This window comes from Mesorhizobium waimense, assembly GCF_003601975.1.
GTDB lineage: Bacteria > Pseudomonadota > Alphaproteobacteria > Rhizobiales > Rhizobiaceae > Mesorhizobium > Mesorhizobium waimense.
In genome coordinates, this window is the sequence record NZ_QZWZ01000040.1 from 31695 (window position 1) to 54420 (window position 22726).

Below are 22726 nucleotides of genomic sequence, written 5' to 3' on the forward strand. Positions count from 1 at the left end.
ATAGACCTGGTGACGGTGCAATTTCCATCCGGCGGATTTTCACCGGCCGCAAGCGGCACTATGATGGGTCCATGGGGCATTCATCTTTGGGGCTTTCTCCCGTGCCGACACCCGACAACCTGCCATTTCCCGCGGCCCTGCGGCTTTTCTCGGTGGCGGTCATCATCGTCCTGATCGTCGGCGCCGGCCTGTTTTTTGCGCCTGCGCTGGTCAAGCCGCGCTGGCCCTGGGCCGTCACGCCGTTCAATGCCCGCTTCCTCGGCGGCTTCTACACCGCCGAAATGGCCGTCATGGCGGCGCTGCTGGTCTGGAATCGCTGGTCGCCCGGCAGGCTGGTGCTCGTCATGGCCTTCACCTTCACCGTCATCGTGTCGGCGGCTTCGTTCGTCAATCTCGGCTATTTCAACTTCGCGCGCAAAGCGCCCTGGCTCTGGTTTCTGGTCTATCTTGCTTCGGTCGTTGTATCCGGGCTGTTCCTGTGGCGGGCCAGGGCCCGTCCTCCTGCAAAAGGCGTGACCTTAAATCCCGCATGGCGCGCCTACATGCCGGTGGAAATGGCAATCCTCGGGCTCTATGGCGTCGGCCTGTTGCTGTTTCCCCTGACGTTCGGCGGCTTCTGGCCATGGCCGATCGATGCCTTCCACGCTCAGGTCTACAGCGCCATCTTCCTCGCCGGCGCAGGCGGCACCTATCTCGTCTGGAGAAGCGCGCCGCGTGAGGAACTGCTGGTGCTCGGCCTGGCGCAGTTTCTGGTTGGCCTGCTTGCCATCCTTGGCCTCGTCATCACCGACGCCGCGGTGCACCGGATCGACTGGACGGCGACCGGGACATTGTGCTGGCTCGTCCTTTTCGGCTGGATCGGCATCAGCGGCGTCTTCAAACACTACACCGCCTCCCGATATTTTAGCTCGCAATCGGCATAGGTTGCAGAGACGGCTGGATTTTCAGGTGACGTCCGGTGCATCGTGCCGGGCCGATTGCCTTCGCCGGGAGCGCCATGACCAGCACGACTTCGCCATCCTCCAAGAAAATCCAGCCGCAGCTGCGGTCCGTCCGGCCAAGCGATGCGGAGGCGCTTTGCGCTATCTTCAACATGCCAGGCTTCCGCTGGGGCACGCTCAGGATGCCTTTCGAGATGGTGGAGCAGGTGGAGCGGCGCATCGCCAAGTCCGGCCAGGAAACCACCTGGATCGTTGCCGAGTTGGACGGCAAGGTCGTCGGCCATGGCAACCTGGTCGTGCAGGGTTCGCCGCGCCGTTCGCATATCGGCGAGATCAATATCGGCCTTGACGATGGCTTTGTCGGCAAGGGTATCGGCTCTGCCATACTTGCCGCGCTGCTTGACGTGGCCGACAACTGGCGCGCCCTGAAGCGGGTCGAATTGACCGTCTATGCCGACAACGAACCGGCCGTCCGTCTCTACACAAGCCACGGCTTCGAGGTCGAAGGCCGGCATGTGAAGGCCGGTTTTACCGACGGGCAGTACCACGACCTCCTGAGCATGGCCCGGCTGCGGTTCTGATGACCGCCGTCTTTGACCCAACCCCTAAGCCTCCGGTGGAAATTCTGGCTGCGCTGTCGCTGCTCTGCCCGGAAGTCGTGCGTGACATCGAGCAGAACTGGAACGCACCGGTTTCCGATTACGCCCGCCATCTGTGGCGGCCGGTGGCAAGGCCTGCATCGGGCCCGGCGATCGCTGCCCGCTCGATCCTGCGCGAAGTCCTGCATCAGCGCCTTGGTGTGATCATGCAGCCTGAAGAGATCGACAAGGCCCTCGAAGAATTCGAGCACAGACCGGTTATTCAGTCCGGCCTGCATTGCCTGCTTCTGATGGACCGGATCACCTTCGATGCCCTCCTGCTTGCCTGGCTCGGCGCGGTCGAAAACGGGCTGTCGGCCTTCATCTGCTTCATGGGAACGACGATGACCATGGAGACAATTGGCCGGGAGGGGCCGGGATGGCTCGATGTCGGCGACGACAAGGTCAACCTGTTTGGCATGGGGCGCCACAAACTGTGCCGAAAAAGCGCCTGCGCGGCCGGTCCCGTCACCCTCAACAAGCGCGCGCTCGAAGCGGTGGGCGACGAAACGGATGGCAGCCGCTGGCTGGGCACTCTGCTTGCCAGCCAGGACAAGGTGTTTGGAACCGCCGCCGATGCGCTGACAGCCCTCAACGAGGATCTGGTCGCCAATTGGGATCGTTCCGGCATGGCCCTGCCGGTTTTCATCGATGATCGGCTCGCCGCTTCTGCCGTGGCGCGGCATCTAGAATATGACGGCAGCCTTCTTTCCAGGTTGCTCATTGAGCCCGCAAGGCGCCAGCGTCTCGAACGTGCCTTGCAAGAGGCCGCATCGAGCCCCTTTGGCAGATTCCTGCCCAATGCCACGGCCTATTTCTGGGGCATCCGCGAGGAGCGCGTGCGAAAGCTCGTCCTCGAGAACGGGCACCTGATCGAGCCCGACAGGCCGCATGGTCTTTCCATCCCGTTCGAGCGGCCGCATCTCAAGCAGGCGCTACTGGACGGCGTGCTGCTGCCGAACTTGTTCCTGATGTTCCTCGTCCTTGCCATATTGCCGCGCGTGCGGGTTGTGGGCGGCCTGAGACAGATTGGTTATGTAGCGCTTTTCCACTCGATCCTGCTGGCTGTGCTAGATGAAAGCGTGCCGGAAGAGCGCGATCTGGCTGCGGAGCTGCAGGTTCGGGAAAATGCCTGGGGCACCCGGGTCATCGATGAAAAGATCTCGGTGCGCGAGCAGCTTGCCGGCCTGCCGGACCGGGCGCTCTTCCCGGACCTGCTCCGGCAATACCGTTTGCGGACATTTGCCGAGACGACCGACGACCTGAAACTGGTTCGCGAAAACACCCGATGGCGCAAGCTCGGCCTGGCAGAGATCAAGGCGACCTGAGCCTCGCTTCAGGCCTTGTTTCAGGTTGATTTTCTACCCGGGCTTGTGACAAAGCCGATCCAGCGCATCTCGAAGTGCAGTGGCGGCATCGCCACGCTCGTCAGGGGACATCAGCTCCGGTTCAAGTTCCAGCCTGAAGTGCGGCAGCTCGGTTCGAACGGCACGGCGAGCGGCCGCCAGATTTGCCTTCAGATCGATGACGCGGTAGGTGGCGACGGGATAGGCGATCCCCTTGACCTGGACGTGCCCCAGCTCCTCACAGTCGATTGAGTCCTTCACTTGCGCAAACGTCTCGTAGGAAATGAGGATGGCCCCCGGCGGCGCCTCCTGCTCCAGGCGCGAGGCGAGATTCACGGCGCCGCCGATTATCGTGTAGTCCATTCGGTCCTCGCTGCCGAAGTTACCGACGGTGCAGTAGTCGGTATGGATGCCGATGCGACAGCGCAGCGGTATTTCGATCCCCATGTCCCGCCAGACTTCGGCGAGCTCGCTAATCCGCTTTTGCATTGCAAGTGCCATCTGCGCGCAAGCCAGCGCGTCCTCCTTGACGCCGCGAGTCTCGGGATCGCCGAAAAACATCAGGATCGCGTCGCCGACATATTTGTCGATCGTCGCGCCGTGATCCGAAGCAATTTTCGACATTTCCGTCAGATAGTGATTGAGGAGCTGGGTGAGATCCTCGGATTCCATTTTGTCAGTGGTCTCGGTAAAGCCCGCGATATCGGAGAAGCATATTGTCAGCTTCTTGCGCTGGCTGGCGATCCTGACCTCCTGGCGGCCGGTGAATATCGAGCGATACACTTGGGGCGCCAGATACTTCGCCAGCTTGCTGGAAAGCGCCTCCAGAACCACGGATTTCTCGGCGAGGTTCTCCTCCCTTTGCTTCAGCTCAGTGATGTCCGAATAGACGGCGACCGTGCCGCCGGCGCTGATCCGCCGCTCGCTGATCATGACCCATCGCCCGTCCCCTCGCCGCTGCACCCAAGGTTCGCCAGGGTTGCGGTGCCGCGAGAGGCGCTCGGCGACCCACTCCTCGACCCGCCCCTCGGCGTCCCTGATGTAGCCGCGCTCAGCGGATCGGCGAATGATTTGCTCGAATGTCGTGCCGGGCGTCAGTTCGGTCTCCAGACCGGTGTAGAGCAATTCGCGGTAGCGGCTGTTGCTGAGGACGAGCCGGTCCTCCCCGTCGTACAGAGCGAATCCTTCGGAGATGCTTTCGATGGCATCGATGAGCCGCTGACGAGCTTCCGCAACGTCGCGCAGGTTCTTTTCCTCGACCTCGACAGCAGTATCCCGGAAGAGTCTCAGCGCTTCGGCCATGCGCCCGATTTCGTCGCTGCCCGCGGCTGGCAGCGGCGCACGAAGGTTGCCCCCCGCAATCGCGAGCATGCCCTGGCTCACGGCCCCCAGTCGGGCGAGGAGGCTGCGGTCGACATAGAGCCAGACAACCAGAACCGAACTCAGGAGGCTGAGGAAGGCGGAGCCGAGCACAACCGCGGTGCCGTAGCGCTGGACGAGCGCGGCTTCGCGACCGGACGCAGCGATCTCCTGGTCTGCCGTAGCGACCAGGCGATCGACGCCAGCGGTGAGATTGCGCGACAGTCGATTGTTCTCGGCCAGAAGCCTTTCGCCCTGTGCCAGGACAGCAAACTCGTCCTCCCGCGCCTTGGGGATGCCGTCCTCGCCGTCGGTCAAACCCTTGAATTCGTCGACACGCTGCCGGAAGCGGGTTCGCAGCTTTTCGTCGATCTCCATGGAAGCCTTTTCAAGAGCAGTGAGCGAACGGCGTAGCGGAAAAAGGATCAACGCCAGGTCGCCCGGCGTCGGCGCGTTCGCGACCTTCACCAGCGCGTCGTTGACCGCCGAGATCTCCCGCTGCGCCTTCTGCTGGGGGATGTAGGCCGCAATCGCCTGGACCAGGTCGGCCATCGCCGCTGCGCGTCGATCGGGCGACAGCGACGTGTCGGCCGCGACCGCCCGCCATTGCGGGAGCCTGGAATCCATCACCAGGATGCCGGTGGCGACAAGGCGCTGGCTTCCGGTCGTCGTCGCGGCGAGGCGGTTCAGGAGCTCCTCCTTGCGGGCGACCACGTCGAGCCGGGCGACAACAAGAGAGTCGAGCTCTTTCAAGTTGCGCCTCAGAACAATCGCGGCTTCCTCGATCTCGGCCAAAGGCACTGTGCCTAACGTGGCATCCCGGAGGTCCGTGCGCAGGGCCTCGAGGCGGGACATCTCGAGCGCGACGGCAGCCGAGACCTCGCTGTGCTGAGCCCTGCTAGTCGCTGCCAGCACCGATGGCGCGGCAGCAGCGACCCGTTCGGCCTGGCGCGACAGCTGGAGGGAGGCGAGCGCCGACGGCACTCGATCTGTGGTAATTCGGTCGACGACGTCGCCAACCTGGAGGAAAGCATAAAGCGCCGCAGCGGTTGCCAGCACCGCAAGGGCGCTGATCCCGAAAAAGGCGAGCAACAGCCGGCCCCGTATGCCGAGGCGTTCAAGCATCTCGGCGAGTCGGAACAGTCCGGCCACACTGGTCTGCATCAGACTAGACGTCTCAGCCGGCACGCCGGCGATCAGCGAACCCTATTCAACCGGCACGTACTCTCCGCCGCGCCAGACGTACCAAACCCAGTTTTGGGTCGTGAGGTCGCCCTTGTCGTCAAAGTCGATACGGCCCAACACAGTATCAAATTGATTGCCGCGCAGCGACGCAATCACAGCTTGGAGCTTTAGTGAGCCGGCCTTCTCCACCGCCTGCGACCAGGCCTGGACGGCGGCGTAACTGAACAGCGTATAGCCTGCGGGCTCGAAGTTTTCAGCCCGGAACCGCTCGACGACTGAGGCCGCTTCGGGATTTCGGCGAGCATCCGCCGGGAACGTGAAGATGGTCCCCTCGGCCGCGGGGCCGGCGATCAAGGCAAATTCCTCGGTCGCCATGCCATCGCCTGAGACTAGCTGAACCGTATAGCTGCGGTCGCGCGCGGCGCGAACCATGAGTGCGACCTCGGCATGATATCCGCCGACATATGCCACGGCGATATTCGCAGCCTTTAGCGAAGCGATCTCGGCCGAATAATCGCTCTTCGCGGGGGTGTACTCCTCGTATATCGCTTCGACTACGCCGCGCTTGTTCAGCTGTTTTCGAGTCTCGTCGGCAAGACCCCTTCCATAAGTGGTGCCGTCGTGAAGGATCGCAATCCTTTTGTCGCTCCAATTTTCGGCCAGGTAGTTGCCGGCCACGATCCCCTGCGTGTCGTCGCGACCAATGACGCGAAAAACGTTGGCGCGGCCTTGTTCAGTCAACAACGGATTGGTCGATCCTGGTGAAATCTGCAAAACGCCCGCCGCCTCGTACACCTTCGATGCTGGGATCGAGGCTCCAGAGCAGTAGTGCCCTACGACGAGCACCACACCGTCACCCACCAGCTTCTGGGCTGCGGCGACCGCTTGCTCGGGATCACAGAAGTCGTCGGCCATGATGAGTCGCATCTGCTGGCCGAGTACGCCACCCGTTGCATTGATGTCGGCCACGGCCATCTCTGCGCCACGCTGCCCCTGCTCGCCGAACCAGGCGAGCCGTCCCGTCAGCGCGGATGAAACCCCAATCAGCACCTCCGCCCGCGCGGAACTGAACACGGCCGCGAGAACTAAGATCACTATGGCGATGATGCGGTGCATGTGTGCACCCCCTTAACTGTAGCTTACGCCAATCCCGTCAGAGCCGACAGCCCCTTCGGCCAGCGCGACTATCTCGGCTGCTATTGCAGCGCCCACCCAATTTGGCGAAGCAATCATACACTGAAATGGCGTGTTATAACTTCGTTCGCTGAGGTCGGAATCGCGCGCCAAATCCGGACGTTACCACTGACCGGAGTGAGCGTCGTGATTGGGTCAAACTTCATCGTACGCCTTCTGCGAACGACCGTCCGCAAAGGGGTCGAATGTTCTCATTCGCCTCGTCGATTGGAACGAGCAAGTTGCGCCACGAGCCCAGGCGAACGATCACTACCGATGTAGAGCGGTCGTTCCTCGCAAAGAGCGCTGGGGGCTGGACTAGCCGAGACTGTCGTCGGACCGCGGTGAGTCAGAGGCTCGGACGCGGATCACATCGCTGCGTCGTTTTCTTCCATCGCCTCCGCCAGCCAACAGAGAGTGCACCAAGCTCATGGTCTTCGCAACGGAACCATCTCGGCTTCATCGGCGCGCCCCGAACCTTGCATGATTCGATTGGCTGAGCCGATTGGTGCTACACTGGCGAGCGGGCCAACGCGCAGACCCTGTTCAAGAATATGACCAAAGTAACCGCTCTACCTGACCAGATCGATTTTAACGTGGCCGCCGATGAGACCTTGCTCGAGGCGGCTCTCAGATCGGGCGTGCCGTTCGCCCATGCATGCGGCGGCCGGGCGAAATGCTCGACATGCCGCGTCTGGGTGCTCGATGGCCTTGAGGCTTGCCCGGACCGGAATCCGGCCGAAACCCTCATGGCGGACCGGTTGAGATTGGCGGATGAAGTTAGGCTGGCCTGTCAGCTCAGGCCGGAAGGCGAGCTTCGCGTCCGACGCCTGGTGCTGGACGAAACCGACATGATGATCACCAGCCAGCTTGGCGTTTCTGCCGCGACGCGTTGCGGCGAAGCAAAGCATGTTGCGGTCTTCTTCAGTGACATTGTCGATTTCACGGCACTGTCTGAGCGGCTTTCGCCCTACGACGTGATGTATCTGCTCAATCGCTACTTCGCCCAGGTCGGCGACATCATCGAGCAGAATGGCGGTTTCATCGACAAACTCATCGGCGATGGGCTCATGGCAATATTCGGCATCGACGACCAGCCCGACGCTCCGCTCCGCGCCGTGAACGCCGCGCTCCAGACCCTCGCCACAGTCGATCGTCTGAAGCCGTTCTTTAGCTCGATGTATGGCATCGATTTCGATATTCGTATCGGCCTCAACTATGGCGAAGCCGTCATCGGCACGTTGGGGTTCGCCGGACACGAACGTCTCACGGCAATCGGCGATGTGGTGAATCTGGCCAGCCGGGTCGAGGCGGCCAACAAAGATGCCGGTACGCGCTTGCTAATATCCGAGGCCCTCCGCGACCAGATCGCTGACAAGGTGGAAATCGGCGACTTCATCAGGGTGCGCCTTCGCGGTACCGGCGAGCGCACAAGCCTGTTCGAAATCGTCAGGCTGAAGCCCGAAATTGACGCCGAGCTGAATGCCAAGGGGCTTCGTGAAACCATCCGTCAGGGCGGCAGGAGGTGGATTCGCGCTTTTGCCGAAGACGCGCTTCAGCCCTACGAACGCCGGATTCTCGATTTTGACGATTACGACATCGTCGTCGTTCGCGGATCCGACAACTATTGCGCCTTCAACAATGCCTGCCCGCATCTGCATCTGCCGCTCTACGAACGCCGAAGTTCCGCTCAAGCCGAAAAGCTGAAGCTCCCACACACGGAGAGCACGATCACCGCAGATCTTGGCTTGGTCTGCCGCTGGCATCAGAGTTGTTTCGACCTGTCTACTGGCGAAATCAGAGGGTGGGCGCAGTTGCAGCAGGATGGTACTGCGCCGGGCTATGAATTCGCGGGTAACATTTCGAAAAACCGCGCAAAGCTGATCGTATATCCCTGCCGAAAGCAGGACGGCTTTGTGTGGATCGGGCTCGAGTGAAGCGACTTTCCGATATTTCAGTTTTCCGTCGCGACACAGTATCGAGAAGCGGATGCGGCATGGTCAGGCTCCTTGTTGAAGAAGCCCGGTGATGCACTGCCTCGGCCGAACCACGCTCAATGCGAACGCGACGATCGGTTCGTGATCTCTACCTCACCCCACGCGCCCATCCCGCGCAGCGGGTTCGTTCTGCGCCTAAAACAAGACACTCATTGTCTGGCGCTGAGCGGGTCAGGGAAGAACGGTAGCGGATGGCTTGCTGATATCCTCGAACAGGGCTGTCAACGCTGCTTCGACGCAAACGACGGCCACGCAGCCGCCCGAATCGGCCGCGCTCTGCCACCGGACCCACACTGATCGTACGATGCCCATTTGCGCTGCCGCTTGCTGGTCGACGGCTATCGGTTCATCCTTGTGTGAATACCCCGGCCGTGAAGTGCGTAGCGAGATCACGCCGTCACGGCCCCTAGTGAGGTCTTGTTCGATGGACTGCTCGGGCTGCGGTTTCGAGGTTGAGGGCGGTTACGCTTTCTGTCCGAGGTGTGGCAGGCGTCAGCCCGTGCCATGCGCCAGTTGCGGCTACTCCTGCGCACCTGATTTCGAGTTCTGTCCGAAATGTGGGGCAAGCGTCGGTGCGCCCGCAAAAGCCGTCGAACGGCCTGCTCCGACACCAAGCCGGACCATTGTGCCGCCTTCTCGAACTCCGTCGCTGCTTCCGAACATCGAAAGCGAAGATGGGCTGCATCCCGTCTCTGACGCCGATCGCCGAACGGTAACGGTTCTGTTCGCCGACCTTTGCGGCTTCACGACACTCAGCGAACAGCTCGACCCCGAGGTCATGCAAGCGCTGCAGAACGAACTGTTCAAGGAATTGACGGCGGCCGTGCGAAACTTTGGTGGTTTCGTCGACAAATTCATCGGCGATGCACTGCTCGCTTTGTTCGGTGCGCCGGTCGCGCACGAGGACGATCCGGAACGTGCGCTTCGCGCCGCCCTCGACATGATCGCTCGGACGGCGCGGCTCGGCGAAAGCGCCCCCCACTCCGGCACGCCTCTGTTGCTCCACATCGGCATAAACACTGGTCCGGTCGTTACTGGCGGATTGGGCATCGGCACCGCCAAATCCTATTCGGTGACCGGCGACACAGTGAATACGGCGCAACGCCTGCAATCGCTGGCCGCGCCGGGTGAGGTGCTGGTAGGCGAGCTCACTCACAGGCTGACCCGGCATGCCTTCGCTTACGAGTCGCTGGGTGATGTCGTGCTTCGCGGCAAGGCTGGCAGTGTGCTCGTCCATCGACTGGATGCACCGCTTGCGGCGCCGCGTGCAGCGCGTGGACTCGAGGCGCTCGGCCTCAGCGCGCCGATGATAGGTCGTGGTTCGGAGCTCCATAGAATGCTGGCGAGCCTTGACCAGGCGTGCGGCGGCTCGGCCCAACTTGTCCGCCTCGTCGGAGAAGCCGGTATCGGGAAATCGCGGCTGGTGAAGGAGTTCGTCGCCCGCGTCGGCGACGAGGATCGTTTTCGCAACGTCGCCGTGCGGCAGGCCACGTGCTCACCGCTGGGTGAACAGTCATTTGGTGCCTTGGGCGCAGTGGTGCGCAGCGCTGCCGGGATGATGCAAAACGACAATGGGGACGAAATGCGGGGGAAGCTCGCAGGCTTGCTTACCGATCTCGGCCTGCAGGGTGAGGAGGCGAAGCGGCTGATGCCATTGCTCTACCATGTGCTTGGCCTTGGCGACCCCGATGCCACCTTGCAGCATGTCGAGCCCGAGCAGCTGCGCCGGCAAATTCTCTACGCAGTCCGCACAATCATCGAACGGCGGCTTGCGTTGTCGCCGCTGTTGATTGTCGTCGAAGACCTGCACTGGGCCGACGCCGTGTCGCTCGAGGCACTGCGTTTCGTGATGGACAGGTTGGAACGCACGCGGTTGATGGTGCTGGTCACGCATCGTCCGGCGCCGGACAACGGCCAGCTCGACTCAAGTCGGGTCAGTCACACAGCGCTCAGGCTTTCGCCGCTCAACAATGATGACGGACGCAGCCTGCTGGCGGCGCTTTTCGGCGAGAGCTGGGTAAATTCCGCAGGAGGGCTTCTCGACCAGATCCTCGAGCGCGCGGGCGGCAACCCCCTTTTTGTAGAGGAGATCGTTCGCGGCCTTATCGATCGCGGTGTACTGATGCGCGAGGGCCAGCGATGGCGGACTGTGGCAGGCGAAGTCGCAACCGGCATTCCCGCCACTATCCAGGCAATGTTGCTTGCTCGGATCGACCGGCTGCCCCAAGAGGTGCGCCGGTTGGCCCAGGAAGCCGCGGTAATCGGCCCGCGCTTCGATGCCACACTTCTGAAAACCGTGACAGCCGACCCCGGTCGGCTAGAAGCCGGCTGCGAACTGCTTTGCGATGCGGAAATCATCGAGGAAGTTGCTGGATCAGGCTCGGTCTCGTCGCAAAGCTACCGCTTTACGCAAACATTGCTGCAGGACGTGATCTATCAGAATCTGCTCCTGCAACGCCGGACCGAAATCCACGGGCGGGTCGGTGCTGCCTTGGAGCAATTGTGCGGCGACAAGCCGGAACGGCTCGAGGATTTGACCGTGCTCGGTCATCATTTCGCACAGAGCGCCGAGCGGGAGAGGGGCGCGCATTACCTGCAGGCGGCGGGCGATCGCGCTCGCATGATATACGCCAACGACGACGCCCTTCGCTTCTACGAGCGAGCACTGACAGCGCTGGGCGCGATCGGGCAAACACCGCTCAAACTGGCAATTGCAGAGCGCATTGCCGATCTGAGCGGCCCGCTAGGCCGCCGCGAGATCGCGCACCACCACTACGAGACGGTGTTGCAGGCATACCGCGAGTCGGCCAATCGTGTCGCGTCGGCGCGAGTTTTGCGGAAGATCGGTCGGCTGCTCTGGGACGTCGGCAAGCGGGACAACGCAGAATCCCGCTACGCTGAAGCGACAGCGCTCCTCGATGGAGCAGATGCCCCGATCGAGCAGGCGCATCTCTGGCAAGAACGTGGCCGACAGGCGTTCCGTAGCGGAGATCACGCTCTCGCGGCAAAATGGGCAGACGCTGCGCTGGATTGCGTACGCTCTCTGACAACGGAGCATGTCTCCGAGGTAGGGTGTGATGCCACTCTTGTGACCGCCGAGGCACTTAATACAAAGGCTGTTGCGCTGGCTCGCCTTGGGCGAAACCGTGAAGCCGTGCGTGAGGTTGAGCGTAGCATTGAATTGGCCGAAGCCGCCGGTCTGCTGGGCGCGGCCTGCCGCGGCTACACCAATCTCGGCGTGCTTTACACGACCATCGATCCGGCACAGGCGATGGAGGTCTGTCGGCGCGGTCTTGAAGTGGCGCGCCATATTGGTGATCTGGGATTCCAGGCGCGCCTCCTCGCCAATCTGGCGGTCGCTTGTTGTACTTTCACGGATCGCTGTCCAACGGAGGGCGTGCCTGCTGCCGAGAAGGCGATCGAGATCGACCGGGCGCTCGACCAGCGCGAGCACCTGCCGGTGCCGTTGATCGTGCTTGGGCAGATCCACCAGTGCAACGGCCGTCCGGAACTGGCGGTTGGCTTGTTCCACGAAGCACTGGACGTGGCCCGCGAAACGGGCGAGCCCCAACTGCTGTTTCCGTGCTATGATGGTCTTGCAACGCTTAATCTCGACCTCGACAATCTGGCCGAGGCCGAACGCTACTTTTCCCTGGCGCAGGGTATATGCGCCCAGCACGGGCTCGACCCGGAAGCGCTTGTGGTGCTGCCTTTTCTCGACTAGCCGGGTTGGAGGTTGGAAATGTCCGCGCGTAGTGACTTGGTACCGCTTCAACCGGGTGACCGTGCGCCGAACTTGGTACTCGACGCCATTACCCAGGAAGGTAAGATCGCGCTTGACGACTTTCGCGGGCAAAAACCGGTGCTGGTCGGCCTGTTTCGAGGTCTGCATTGTGCGTTTTGCCGGCGCCATATCGCTGCCCAGGCGCGGCTTGATCCGGAGCTGCGCGAAAAGGGCGTGGAGAGCCTGACGGTGGTCAACACGCCGATCGAACGGGCGCGTCTCTATTTCCGCTACCACCCGATGCCCAATCTGCTTGCGGCCTCCGACCCTGAACGCGCTTCACATCGTGCTTTTGGACTGCCCAATCTCGAATTCACCCAAAACGAGACGAACTGGCCGTACAAGGTCTCGATGGCAGCGGTAAAGGATATGCTGGTCGACATACCAAGCGAGTTGCCCGGTCCTATGGATCCTATCGCGGCCGGCGAAATCCTCGACAAGAAGGACCATTACGAACTTACCGAAGCCGACGAGCAGATGATGGCAACGGGACACGGACAACTGGTCGGTCAGTTCCTGCTGGACCGGCAGGGGATCGTCCGCTGGAGCTTCACGGAGGTTCCAGAGGGTGGGCGATACATGTTTGGGGCGCCAAACCCGCAGGAGCTGATGTCAGCCGTGTCCCAAGTCGCCCAATAGACTTGCGAACGAGGTAAACGGGCGGGACACCGAACAAAAAGCGGAACCAGCGGATGCTCGATCTTGATCCGCGCCCAGAGATCGTCGGCATCGACGAATGCGATTAGGTTGGATCGCGCCGCTCGCCAACACCCGTATTGCGGGCGGCGGCCACACCGGCGTTTGCCCGCTCGATCAGTCGCACGCGCGTATCGATCTCCGCGTGACATCCGGCGATCGCGGCAGTCTGGTCGTGACGCTGACAAGTTCACCGCTCATTCGAGCACGGCCTCGACTTTGGCAACAAAGTCATCGAGCGAGCGATCCCCGCGAATCTCGATGCGCGGAAGGTCGATGGGATCGCAATCGAGGTCCGCCGGCCCGTGTCTGCCGCCGAAGCCGATTCGATAGCCGCACTCCTTGGCCAGCCGGCCAAGCCGTCGGTCGGTGACAGAGAAGGGGGCCGCGAACGCTGTGGTTGGCCGGCCAGTCCACCGTTCGATGAACATACGAGAGCGCAGGAGCTCGGCGGCCAAGTCAGAGCTCGACAGACCATCGATCGCGCGATGCGTCGCCAGATGGCTTCCGAAGAACGCACCTTCGCCGGCGAGGCGTCGCACCGTCCCGGCGTCCATAAGCTGCGTCGGCGGACCGCTGTCGGCGTCCCACTGCGCACTTTCACCCACCAAGTCCGTCACCAGGAACACTTCCGCGGTCAGGTCGTTCGCGCGCAAGGTCGGCCAGGCATGGTCGGCAAAGTTCTGGAAGCCGTCATCGAAGGTGATGAGCACCGGGCGGCCAACGAAAGGCTGACGGTTGGCGATGGACCCTTCCAGCTGCTCGGACCCAATCGCGTGGAAGCCATTGGCGCGCAGCCATGCCATCTGGCTGGCGAATGCGGCGGGTGTGAGCCGAAAACGGGCGAGCGCGGCCGGACCTTCAACGGCGACGCTGTGATACATGAGAACAGGAATACGCTGCCGCCGCTCGCTACGTGCGACGTCGCGGCGCAAGGCCCGCGCCCCGCCCCAGACGATATTTCGCGCGACCCCGATTTCGATGGGCGCTCGGATTGGCACATGATCAATCATCGGTTCCGTCGCCACGTCATCTGGCGACAGGCGGCGGAAGCGGTCTATGCGGTAGAGCTCGGTCTGGATCGATTGCTCAAGCACGAGGCCTTCGGTCGCTGCCAGCGTCTCCGAGATCGCTTGCGCACCGAATGTGTTCCAGTCGAAGCCCGTCCTTTCAACATTGTCACGTAGCACGAATGCGTGTGCGCTGATGAAACTGCCGCCAGGCGCCAACGCCTCAGCGAATTTTTTGGCGATGCGCCGTAACTCGGCGAGATCATCCAGGTAGTAGAGCACTTCCGAACAGACGATCAGATCCATCTCACCCGGCAGCGTGTCCGCAGCGAAATCCAGCACGCCGAACTCAACATTCGGCTGATCGCTGCATCGCGCGCCTGCCCGCCCGATGGCTATGGCGGAGATGTCGCTTGCGGTCAAATGGCCCACTCGCGGCGCCAGCTGCCGCGTGAAATGGCCCTCCGCGCAGGCCAGCTCAAGCGCCCGTCCGATGGGACCGGCAGGCAGAATTTCGAGCTGCCGCTGATATTTTTCCTGCTCATAGAGCGAACCGTAGTTCCACGGATCCTCGGTCGCGAAATAGCCATTCCAGAACGACGTGCGATCCTTGTCGTGCCTGGCCCGTGCGCGGCGCGGCGCGGCAGGAGGCTGTGCAGGTTCGGCGCTCGACTGAACCAGGTCCCGCGCTTCCGCCGCCAATTGCGCCAGTTTGCCGAAGTGGCTGTCCCGATCAGACCGGCGTTCCGCTGTGGACAACAATGCCTCGGCTGCAATCATGTTTGACGTGTCGGCACCGTCGCCCTGTTGCGGTACAGGCGATCGCCCCGCAAGCCTTCCGGCACTGTCTACAAGCCGCTCAGCGGGCACGACATTCTGGATCATCTCAATCCAATGACGCCTTGTCACTGTCCCGAGTACGCCGAACTGCACGACAGCCTCGATCCGGCCATCCATCATCAGATAGGCATAAATTTGATCGATGCCTTCCGGGAGTTCGATCGAGGTCGGATTGCGAGCGTCGACGCGAATTCCAAGTGTCCGCGCCAGCCTGCGCGGCGCGGCAAGATCGTCGGCCTCGAGAAGCATTTGCTCAAGGTGATACTGGACGCGGCGAGCCGCGACGGGATTGTCCCAGACCTTGCCGAGTTCGATGATCGACTCGGTGAGGGAGCCGCCGAACCTGTCCCACCTGGCAGCCAATTGCGCTGGCACCGATAGGCTGCCTACCGCAAGGCCATCGACGGCCACCTTGGCGATCTCACGCGCCCACTTGCGTCCTGCCGGGAGCGCGCGCAGGGACTGCGGGTTGATCGAGCGCGCGCCGCTGCCGCAATCCGACGCGGCGTTCCACAACGCGAACCACGCGAGTGCTTCGGAAGCGGTGCGGCCGTTCGCATCGATAGCTCCACTGGCGTGTGCCAATGCCGGGTGTTTGACCCTGGGATCAGGAGAAAAGCCGCGGGCGATCACGATTTCCGCATCTACCAGCATCTGCGTCGAATTGCGGGTGAGCGAGTTGGGGCTGGCCCGATAGAAGGCGAGCGGCTCGTCGACCATCACCCAATTTTTGCCTAGACGTGCGAGGCGCTGCCACAGATCCCAGTCCTCGCAGGTGCGCAGCGATACATCGAAACCACCCAACTCGACAATTGTCTCCCGGTCGACGAGCAGCGCGTGAGTGCGGATGGCGCACCGGCGGGCGAATGTTTCGAAGGGCTGGATCGCAACCTCGGTTGGGATGGTCGACGGGGTGAGTTCGCCGTCGGGCATCACGCGCCGAGAACCGCAATAGGCGGCCACTGCATCGGGAGCGGTTTTCAGTGCGGCCAGCATTTTCGCAAGGAAGCTGGCATCCACCCAATCGTCCGCGTCCAGGAACATGAGCCAGTGGCCGCGCGCTGTCGAAATCCCGCTATTGCGCGCGCCGGCGGCGCTATACGCGCAAGAGCTCAACGTCCGAAATCGGGCATCGTGTTCCACATAACCGGCGATGATCACGGGGGTGCGGTCCGTGGAGGCGTCGTCGACGATGATCGCCTCCCAATCCACTATTTCCTGATCGAGAAGGCAATCGAGTGCGCGCGCCAGCGTTACCTCCGCGTTGTGCGCAGGAACCACGATGGAAACCAAGGGATTATGCGCCACGCCGTCTTACCCGCGCCTGGCTGGCAAGCGTTGCGCCGATGGTTTGCTCGGCATTGAACATCGGTACCACAACGCCTCCGGTAGCATGGCTTTCGTTTTCTTCAACAAGAGTCGGCGAATGTCAAAAGCGGATGACGGCTTCGGATGGCAGCACTGCTCTCTCAAGATCGGGGCGAATCAGAGGCAGGCAAAAAGGACTTGAAGACTGGCCTGAATGGCAAGCGCTCATGCCCGACGGCTTAAAGCTCAGGTCGATGCGCCGGGGCATTTCCGCTCGCGCATTTCTTCACCACTCGGGTGAGGATCATCTGGTTCCCGCCATTCCGCCTTGTGAACAAGCCTGACCTGGCTTGCAGAAGGGCTGTACTGACGCGGGCGTTGACGGTGACACCGCATGACCGCCGCGCTCGACAAGATCGCGAAAGCTTTCCAACCAGATCCGGGGGATCATGAAAACGATCGACTTGCTCGCTCCCGCCGGTAAGGAAGGCTGATGGTCGTAGTATCCAGCCGGGTGCGAGGCAGCATGTGCACCGCCAGATCCGCGAATTGCGATGCGTCTAAAGAGTCTTCGCAACATGATTGCGCTCCTGTAGCTATAGCCTGACATAGTATTGCTCATTTCGCCAGTAGATTTCGTCAAATTGTCGATTATATTAGCCGGTTACGGCCGCTATCACGAAGAGGCATTAGAGTGACACCAATCGTAACTTGTGCATTTGTTGATAGTCCAAGAGACGTAAAAGGGACGCACGAATCGGCCTGGGCCAAAAGTCCGGCTTGCGGGCTGGGTATTTTGCTGACATGCTGACCAGTTTCCAAATTGGAACTGTGGCAGCTGTTCAAATGAAGGGGCATAGGGATGGCCAAGGAATCTTCGAGTACTGCTTCTCCGGCAAATAAAGCGGACGAAAATCTGACAAGTAACGCAGACGGAAACGGGCTGACCTTTATGGCGGGCCAGGCTCGCGAGAGCGGGGCCCCCGGCGACGCTGTAGGTGTCGACAAGATACGTGATCTGCTGTTCGGCAACCAGATGCAGGACTATGACCGCCGTTTTTCCAAGCTTGAAGAACGGGTGTTGCAGCGCTTCAAGGATGTCGAATCCGAGGCCAAGCGCAATCTTGAAATGTACGAGTCAAATGCAAAGAAGCAGGTCGACTCGCTTGCCGCGCAATTGCGGAACGAAAAAGACGCGCGAGCCGACGCCGACAAGGAGATTGACCGGAATCTTCGCGAGCAAAATCAGGCGCTTGAAAAGCAGGTGCGCGCGTTGTCGGATCAATTGAGCGAGCTTGAGCGCGAAGTTGCGGACCGGATAAATCGAAACGATCATTTGCTGCGTGAGGAAATCAAGCAAAAGAATGAAAGCATGCAGATGGTAATGGAGAAATTGTTTTCCGATCTCAGCAACGTCAAGACCGACCGAAATCTTTTGGCTGGCCTGTTTGTCGAGGTTGCAAAATGTCTAAATCAGGACCCCGTCGGCAACAAGAGCAACTCGGAACGTAGCTGGAAAGTGAGTTGATCGGAACTTGACGTCAACCGTCGACCCAGTCAGCCTTCCTCAAACAACAGCTTCGAACGATACAGAGATTGATCGCGAAGCTCTGGCTCGTCTTTTGGTCGAAATTGCCCGGAATGTTGATCCGGACTATCATGCGCGTTTCGACGGAGTTCCAACCGCCGATCCTCGCATGGAAACGCTGCGCCAGTTGCTGGTCGGCCGCGAAATTTCGGAGCTTTCACGAGTTACGCACCTGCTCGACGAACCTGAGCAGCTTGCGACTGCAGTGGGGGGCGTTCTTCCCAGTGCTGCCGCACGTGCGCATCATGCGCAACTCGGCGAGGCCCTTGCGCCAGCTGTCGAGAGGGCTGTGCAACGGTCCATCCAGAAGAGCCCGCGTACGCTTACGGATATATTGTACCCGGTATTTCTGCCGGCAATTCGCAAGTCGATCGGGGAAAAGATCGACCAGACCTTTCAGTCGCTGAATGAAACTTTAAGACATATATTTACCTGGCATGGGCTAAAGTGGAGATTTGAATCTTGGAGAACAGGCGCAAGCTTCTCTGAGGTTGTTCTTAAGCATTCTCTTGTGTATCGTGTAGAACATGTATTTCTCATTAACCGCAATTCCGGGCTTTTGATAGCGCATGTAACGGCCGATAATGCAACGAGCGAAGACCCTCAACTTATTTCTTCGATGCTTAGTGCAATTCAAGATTTTGTAAAAGACTCATTTAACGAGAAAGAACAGAGCAGCCTGGACACTATCCGTTTTGGGGAGCTTCGTCTCTGGTCAGAAGTTGGACCGTTTGCGACCTTGGTTGCGGTGATCCGGGGCAATCCGCCAGAGGAATTACATGAAATAGTTCGCGATGTGTTGCTTCGCATCCATGATGAATTCTCACAGGCTTTAGAGCAGTTTGACGGCGACAGCTCGCAGTTGATCGGCGTAGAGACGCAGTTGCAGACCTGCGTTGAACTGAAGCAGGAGGACTCAAACCAGGGATTTCCGTGGCTGGTGGTGGCTGCAGTCCTGCTGATTTTGATTCCGGCAGGGGGTTGGTTCTTTCTTTCCTGGCAATCCGGGCAGCGCTGGCAGGCCTATGTGTCGCGATTGGGGACCCAGCCGGGCATCATCGTTGCCGAACAAAAGGTGCGCGATGGCCAATTCTATATTGTCGGCCTCAGAGACCCGCTTGCCGCCGACCCGCAGGCTCTGCTGTCCGGAACGCAGGTCGATCCCGCCCGCGTTCATTCACAGTGGCAATTCTATCAGAGCCTTGAGCCGGAGTTCGTGTTGAAGCGGCTAACGGCGTCACTGGCTCCGCCGGATTCAGTGCGACTTTCGATTGTCAATGATCGCATCGTTGCCGAGGGTGAGGCTACTGCCACGTGGATCAACCGGGCGCGGGCAGCCGCCCGACAGCTTTCGGCAGGCGGACCGGAATTCGATATCTCCAGGGTCCGTGATGTAAGCCCCGAAGAACGCGAGGCGGAGCGCTGGCAGGCCTATGTGTCGCGACTGGGGACCCAGCCGGGCATCATCGTTGCCGAACAAAAGGTGCGCGATGGCCAATTCTATATTGTCGGCCTCAGAGACCCGCTTGCCGCCGACCCACAGGCTCTGCTGTCCGGAACGCAGGTCGATCCCGCCCGCGTTCATTCACAGTGGCAATTCTATCAGAGCCTTGAGCCGGAGTTCGTGCTGAAGCGGCTGATGGCGTCGCTGACCCCACCGAAATCGGTTCGGCTTTCGATCGTCGAGGATCGCATCGTTGCCGAGGGTGAGGCTCCCGATACCTGGATAGATCGGGCGCGCGCAGCCGCCCGACAGCTTTCGGCAGGCGGACCGGAATTCGACATCTCCAAGGTTCGTGATGTGAGCCCCCAAGCACGCGCGGCGGAGCACTGGCAGCATTATGTGTCGCGACTTGAGGCCCAACCGGGAATCATCGTCGCCCAACAAACGACGAGGGGCGGACATTTCTACATTTCCGGCCTGAGAGACCCGCTTGCCGCCGACCCGCAGGCTCTGCTGTCCGGAACGCAGGTCGATCCCGCCCGCGTTCATTCACAGTGGCAATTCTATCAGAGCCTTGATCCGAAGTTCGTGGTGAAGCGGCTGATGGCGTCGCTGACCCCGCCGAAATCGGTTCAGCTTTCGATCGTCCAGGATCGCATCGTTGTCGTGGGTGAGGCTCCTGCCGCCTGGATCAACCGGGCGCGGGCCGCCGCCCAACAACTTTCGGCGGACGGAGTGGCTCTGGATGTCTCGCAGCTGCGTGAGCTGAGCCTTGCGGAACTGAATCATTTGAGAGAGGCCATCCAGGCGACCGATATTTTCTTCTATTCCGGCAAAGCTGTGCCGGGACCAGAGCAGATGCCGGTTCTCGACAGATTGGCGGATCAATTAAAGGAATTCGCCCAAAATGCCCGCAAGTCAGGCGTAACAGCGCGGTTCATGTTGACCGGCCATTCGGACGCCACGGGCCGTGAGACGGCCAACGTGTCGATCAGCGCCGCCCGCGCCGAGACAGTTCGTGCGCTTCTCAACAAGCGCGGCGTCGCTCCGGATCTGCTGCTGGTTCGGGGCGCGGGCACCTTTGAGCCGGCGGTGCCTGAAAATAGTCGAACTGGGAGCTCCACCAATCGCCGGGTTTCGGTTACGATAAACCTAGAGTAATGCGGAGCCCAGGGTATTGCAAAAAAAGATCTGCATGTTGGGCGGGTTCGCTGTCGGAAAGACGAGTCTGGTCCGCAGGTTTGTGCAAAGCATCTTTTCAGATACCTACTTGACCACGGTGGGAGTGAAAATCGACAAGAAGAGTGTCGCACTCCCGGACAAAACCGTGGATCTGATTTTGTGGGATTTGGCCGGCGAAGACGATATCGGCTCATTCCGCGTCAGCAATGTGCGGGGTGCGACCGGGCTCGTGCTTGTCGTCGATGGAACCCGCGCCGCTACTCTTGCCGTGGCGCTCACGCTGCGCGAGCGGGCCGAGGCCGAATTCGGCGCTATGCCGTTTGTATTGCTGTTCAACAAATCCGATCTGGCCGATCGGTGGGCAATATCGGATAGTGAGATTAACGAACTGAGGCAACTTGGATGGCAAATCTATCTAACAAGTGCGCTTTCGGGTGAAAATGTTGATGATGCGTTTCGTCAACTTGCTTCGATGGTCACCAAATAGACCATGCATGGATTGCCAAAAGAAGTCAGAAGCTGGATTTACAACTTCTTCTACAACGAGCACTCCGTCGCATATCTGAAAATTGACGCCCAGCTTTGCATAGCTGCGAAGGGCGGTAGCGTTGAACATTACGGACTCTCATCGCTTCGCATCGGTAAGCCTGTTGCCGAGCAGCTTGAATTCATGGAAGGTTTGCTGCCTTGCCCGGAGCTTCCATATCATTTGGACATGGTCGAACTGCCCAGCGGGCGTGTCGCGAACCTTCATCTTTTTGCTGACAATGCCTGCGTGTGGCTGCTCTTTCTTGACGCCACTGCCGAACGCGACAATAGGCAGCGGCTTCAACAGAAGGCTTATGAAATGACGCTCCTGCAAGAGAGGGAGCGTCAACTCAACGATAAATTGCAATCGACGAACGAGGCGTTGAGGAAGAGCCAAGAGGGATTGTCGCGTGAATACCAGCGCGCCGAAACCCTACTCCTCAACATTCTTCCGGCGTCGATCGCGGAGCGGTTAAAAGCGCACGAACAAATTGCAGACAACCACGCAGAGGTGAGTGTGCTTTTTGCCGACATTGTCGGTTTTACGGAGAGAGCGCGGAGTGTCGGAGCCGAGACGACGCTCGCTATTCTAAATTACTTCTTCAAGGCGGCGGATCTGCTCTCGGAACGATACGGCTGCGAAAAGATCAAGACAATCGGCGATTGTGTGATGGCGGTCGCTGGCCTGCCCGCCGCGCGATCCGATCATGCAGAAGCCCTTGCGCACTATGCACTTGAACTGCGGAAGGCGGTTAAGCGCGAACGCTTCGCAGGAGAACCGCTAAGACTCAGAATTGGAATTCACTCAGGACCAATCGTCGCGGGCGTCATTGGCGAAAGGCGGTTTGCCTATGACCTGTGGGGCGACACCGTTAATCTCGCCGCACGTATTCAAACGTCCGCGGAGCCCGATGAAATCCGTATTTCGGATGCAACTCACAAACTGCTTGGACCAAATTTTACCTGCGACCCACTCGCGGAAACGGAATTGCGCGGTACAGGTCGTGTGCGAATGTGGCGGCTCCCGGCCTGATTTGCCGCTTGGCAGTGCCGACCCTGTCGCATTGCATCTCAAGCAACTCATGGTTTCGGATGTCCGCAGAGGTGCGGTCGACCACCGAGCGATCGCCAAAGGTCTGTCCTGGGTCGACTCAGGACATCGGATCCTCGAAGCAGTCCGTCCAGAGGAAAATTCGAGGCATTGAAACGACAGACCGCCGTCTCGGGGCCGTTGCAGCGACACGAACCTCCGAACACTTTTTGAAGCCGCTAGCCCTTTCCGCTCAAGGTTGCGATGGCGCGGTCGGTGAGGGGCAGGCGAAGGTCCGTCAGGGAAATTAGTGCGGCGATTGCGTCGTATTCAATCTGTCGGTCTGCCTACTCCACACTAGCCGCGGAGTACGAAAACGCCAGCAACTTTAATGTGTTAGAGCCAACTCAATCGCACAACGACCGTAATTACTCACGCCCTTGTCAGGGGCAAGAATCCCTGAATCTATGGGGATATGGATCGCACTGATTTGCAGCGTCTGACGAAGGAAGAGTTGATCGATCTGGTGCTGCGGATACAGCGGCCAGAGAAGACATCGCGCACGTCGTCCAAGCCACCTTCGAGCGATCGCAAGGCGCGTCGGGACAGGGCAAAGCCTGGCGGCGCTAAGGCGGGTCATAAAGGTCACAGCCGCGCCATGAGTGAGGATGCCGATC

13 protein-coding genes and 1 pseudogene are annotated in these 22726 nt (G+C 60.5%); 11 read left to right on the forward strand and 3 right to left on the reverse strand.

Going from position 1 to position 22726, the window contains the following annotated elements; all coding sequences use genetic code 11:
- Positions 1-101: 101 nt before the first annotated feature.
- The 3 genes from D3227_RS31525 (at position 102) to D3227_RS31535 (ending at position 2907) form a co-directional block, all read left to right on the forward strand.
- Positions 102-923, forward strand: a complete 822-nt coding sequence (locus D3227_RS31525) for a hypothetical protein (RefSeq protein WP_120018097.1) — start codon at positions 102-104, stop codon at positions 921-923.
- A gap of 74 nt (positions 924-997) precedes the next feature.
- The gene (locus D3227_RS31530) at positions 998-1522 is read left to right on the forward strand and encodes a GNAT family N-acetyltransferase (RefSeq protein WP_120018111.1); all 525 of its coding nucleotides are present in this window, start codon (positions 998-1000) and stop codon (positions 1520-1522) included.
- Positions 1522-2907: a hypothetical protein gene (locus tag D3227_RS31535; protein WP_120018098.1), complete on the forward strand. Its 1386-nt coding sequence runs from the start codon at positions 1522-1524 to the stop codon at positions 2905-2907. The genes D3227_RS31530 and D3227_RS31535 overlap by 1 nt, the downstream gene beginning before the upstream one ends.
- Positions 2908-2940: 33 nt before the next feature.
- Here D3227_RS31535 and D3227_RS31540 read toward each other — a convergent pair whose 3' ends face one another.
- Positions 2941-5409 (reverse strand): adenylate/guanylate cyclase domain-containing protein, encoded by a 2469-nt coding sequence (locus tag D3227_RS31540; protein WP_120018112.1) that lies wholly within the window; start codon positions 5407-5409, stop codon positions 2941-2943.
- 81 nt (positions 5410-5490) lie between these two features.
- Positions 5491-6585 (reverse strand): branched-chain amino acid ABC transporter substrate-binding protein, encoded by a 1095-nt coding sequence (locus tag D3227_RS31545; protein WP_120018099.1) that lies wholly within the window; start codon positions 6583-6585, stop codon positions 5491-5493.
- A gap of 611 nt (positions 6586-7196) precedes the next feature.
- Between D3227_RS31545 and D3227_RS31550 the strand changes: the two genes are divergently transcribed.
- The 3 genes from D3227_RS31550 (at position 7197) to D3227_RS31560 (ending at position 13062) form a co-directional block, all read left to right on the forward strand.
- Complete coding sequence (locus D3227_RS31550) at positions 7197-8579, forward strand: adenylate/guanylate cyclase domain-containing protein (RefSeq protein ID WP_120018100.1); 1383 nt, start codon at positions 7197-7199, stop codon at positions 8577-8579.
- 484 nt (positions 8580-9063) lie between these two features.
- Positions 9064-12363, forward strand: coding sequence for an ATP-binding protein (locus D3227_RS31555; RefSeq protein ID WP_120018101.1), 3300 nt, complete (start codon positions 9064-9066; stop codon positions 12361-12363).
- 18 nt (positions 12364-12381) lie between these two features.
- On the forward strand, positions 12382-13062 hold the full coding sequence (locus D3227_RS31560; protein WP_120018102.1) for a peroxiredoxin-like family protein: 681 nt from the start codon (positions 12382-12384) through the stop codon (positions 13060-13062).
- A gap of 254 nt (positions 13063-13316) precedes the next feature.
- Here D3227_RS31560 and D3227_RS31565 read toward each other — a convergent pair whose 3' ends face one another.
- Entirely contained in the window at positions 13317-16277 is a 2961-nt protein-coding gene (locus tag D3227_RS31565) for a trifunctional glycosyltransferase/class I SAM-dependent methyltransferase/polysaccharide deacetylase (protein ID WP_120018103.1), read from the reverse strand.
- An 862-nt stretch (positions 16278-17139) separates the two neighbouring features.
- Here D3227_RS31565 and D3227_RS31570 point away from each other — a divergent pair.
- From D3227_RS31570 to D3227_RS31590, 5 genes and pseudogenes are all read left to right on the forward strand, one after another.
- Positions 17140-17805: a coiled-coil domain-containing protein gene (locus D3227_RS31570; protein WP_120018104.1), complete on the forward strand. Its 666-nt coding sequence runs from the start codon at positions 17140-17142 to the stop codon at positions 17803-17805.
- A gap of 7 nt (positions 17806-17812) precedes the next feature.
- Complete coding sequence (locus D3227_RS31575; protein WP_120018105.1) at positions 17813-20470, forward strand: OmpA family protein; 2658 nt, start codon at positions 17813-17815, stop codon at positions 20468-20470.
- A gap of 16 nt (positions 20471-20486) precedes the next feature.
- On the forward strand, positions 20487-20978 hold the full coding sequence (locus tag D3227_RS31580; RefSeq protein WP_245451956.1) for a Rab family GTPase: 492 nt from the start codon (positions 20487-20489) through the stop codon (positions 20976-20978).
- A 3-nt stretch (positions 20979-20981) separates the two neighbouring features.
- The gene (locus D3227_RS31585) at positions 20982-22052 is read left to right on the forward strand and encodes an adenylate/guanylate cyclase domain-containing protein (RefSeq protein ID WP_120018107.1); all 1071 of its coding nucleotides are present in this window, start codon (positions 20982-20984) and stop codon (positions 22050-22052) included.
- A gap of 472 nt (positions 22053-22524) precedes the next feature.
- Positions 22525-22726 (forward strand): annotated as a pseudogene (locus D3227_RS31590) (IS66 family transposase); the annotation flags it as partial.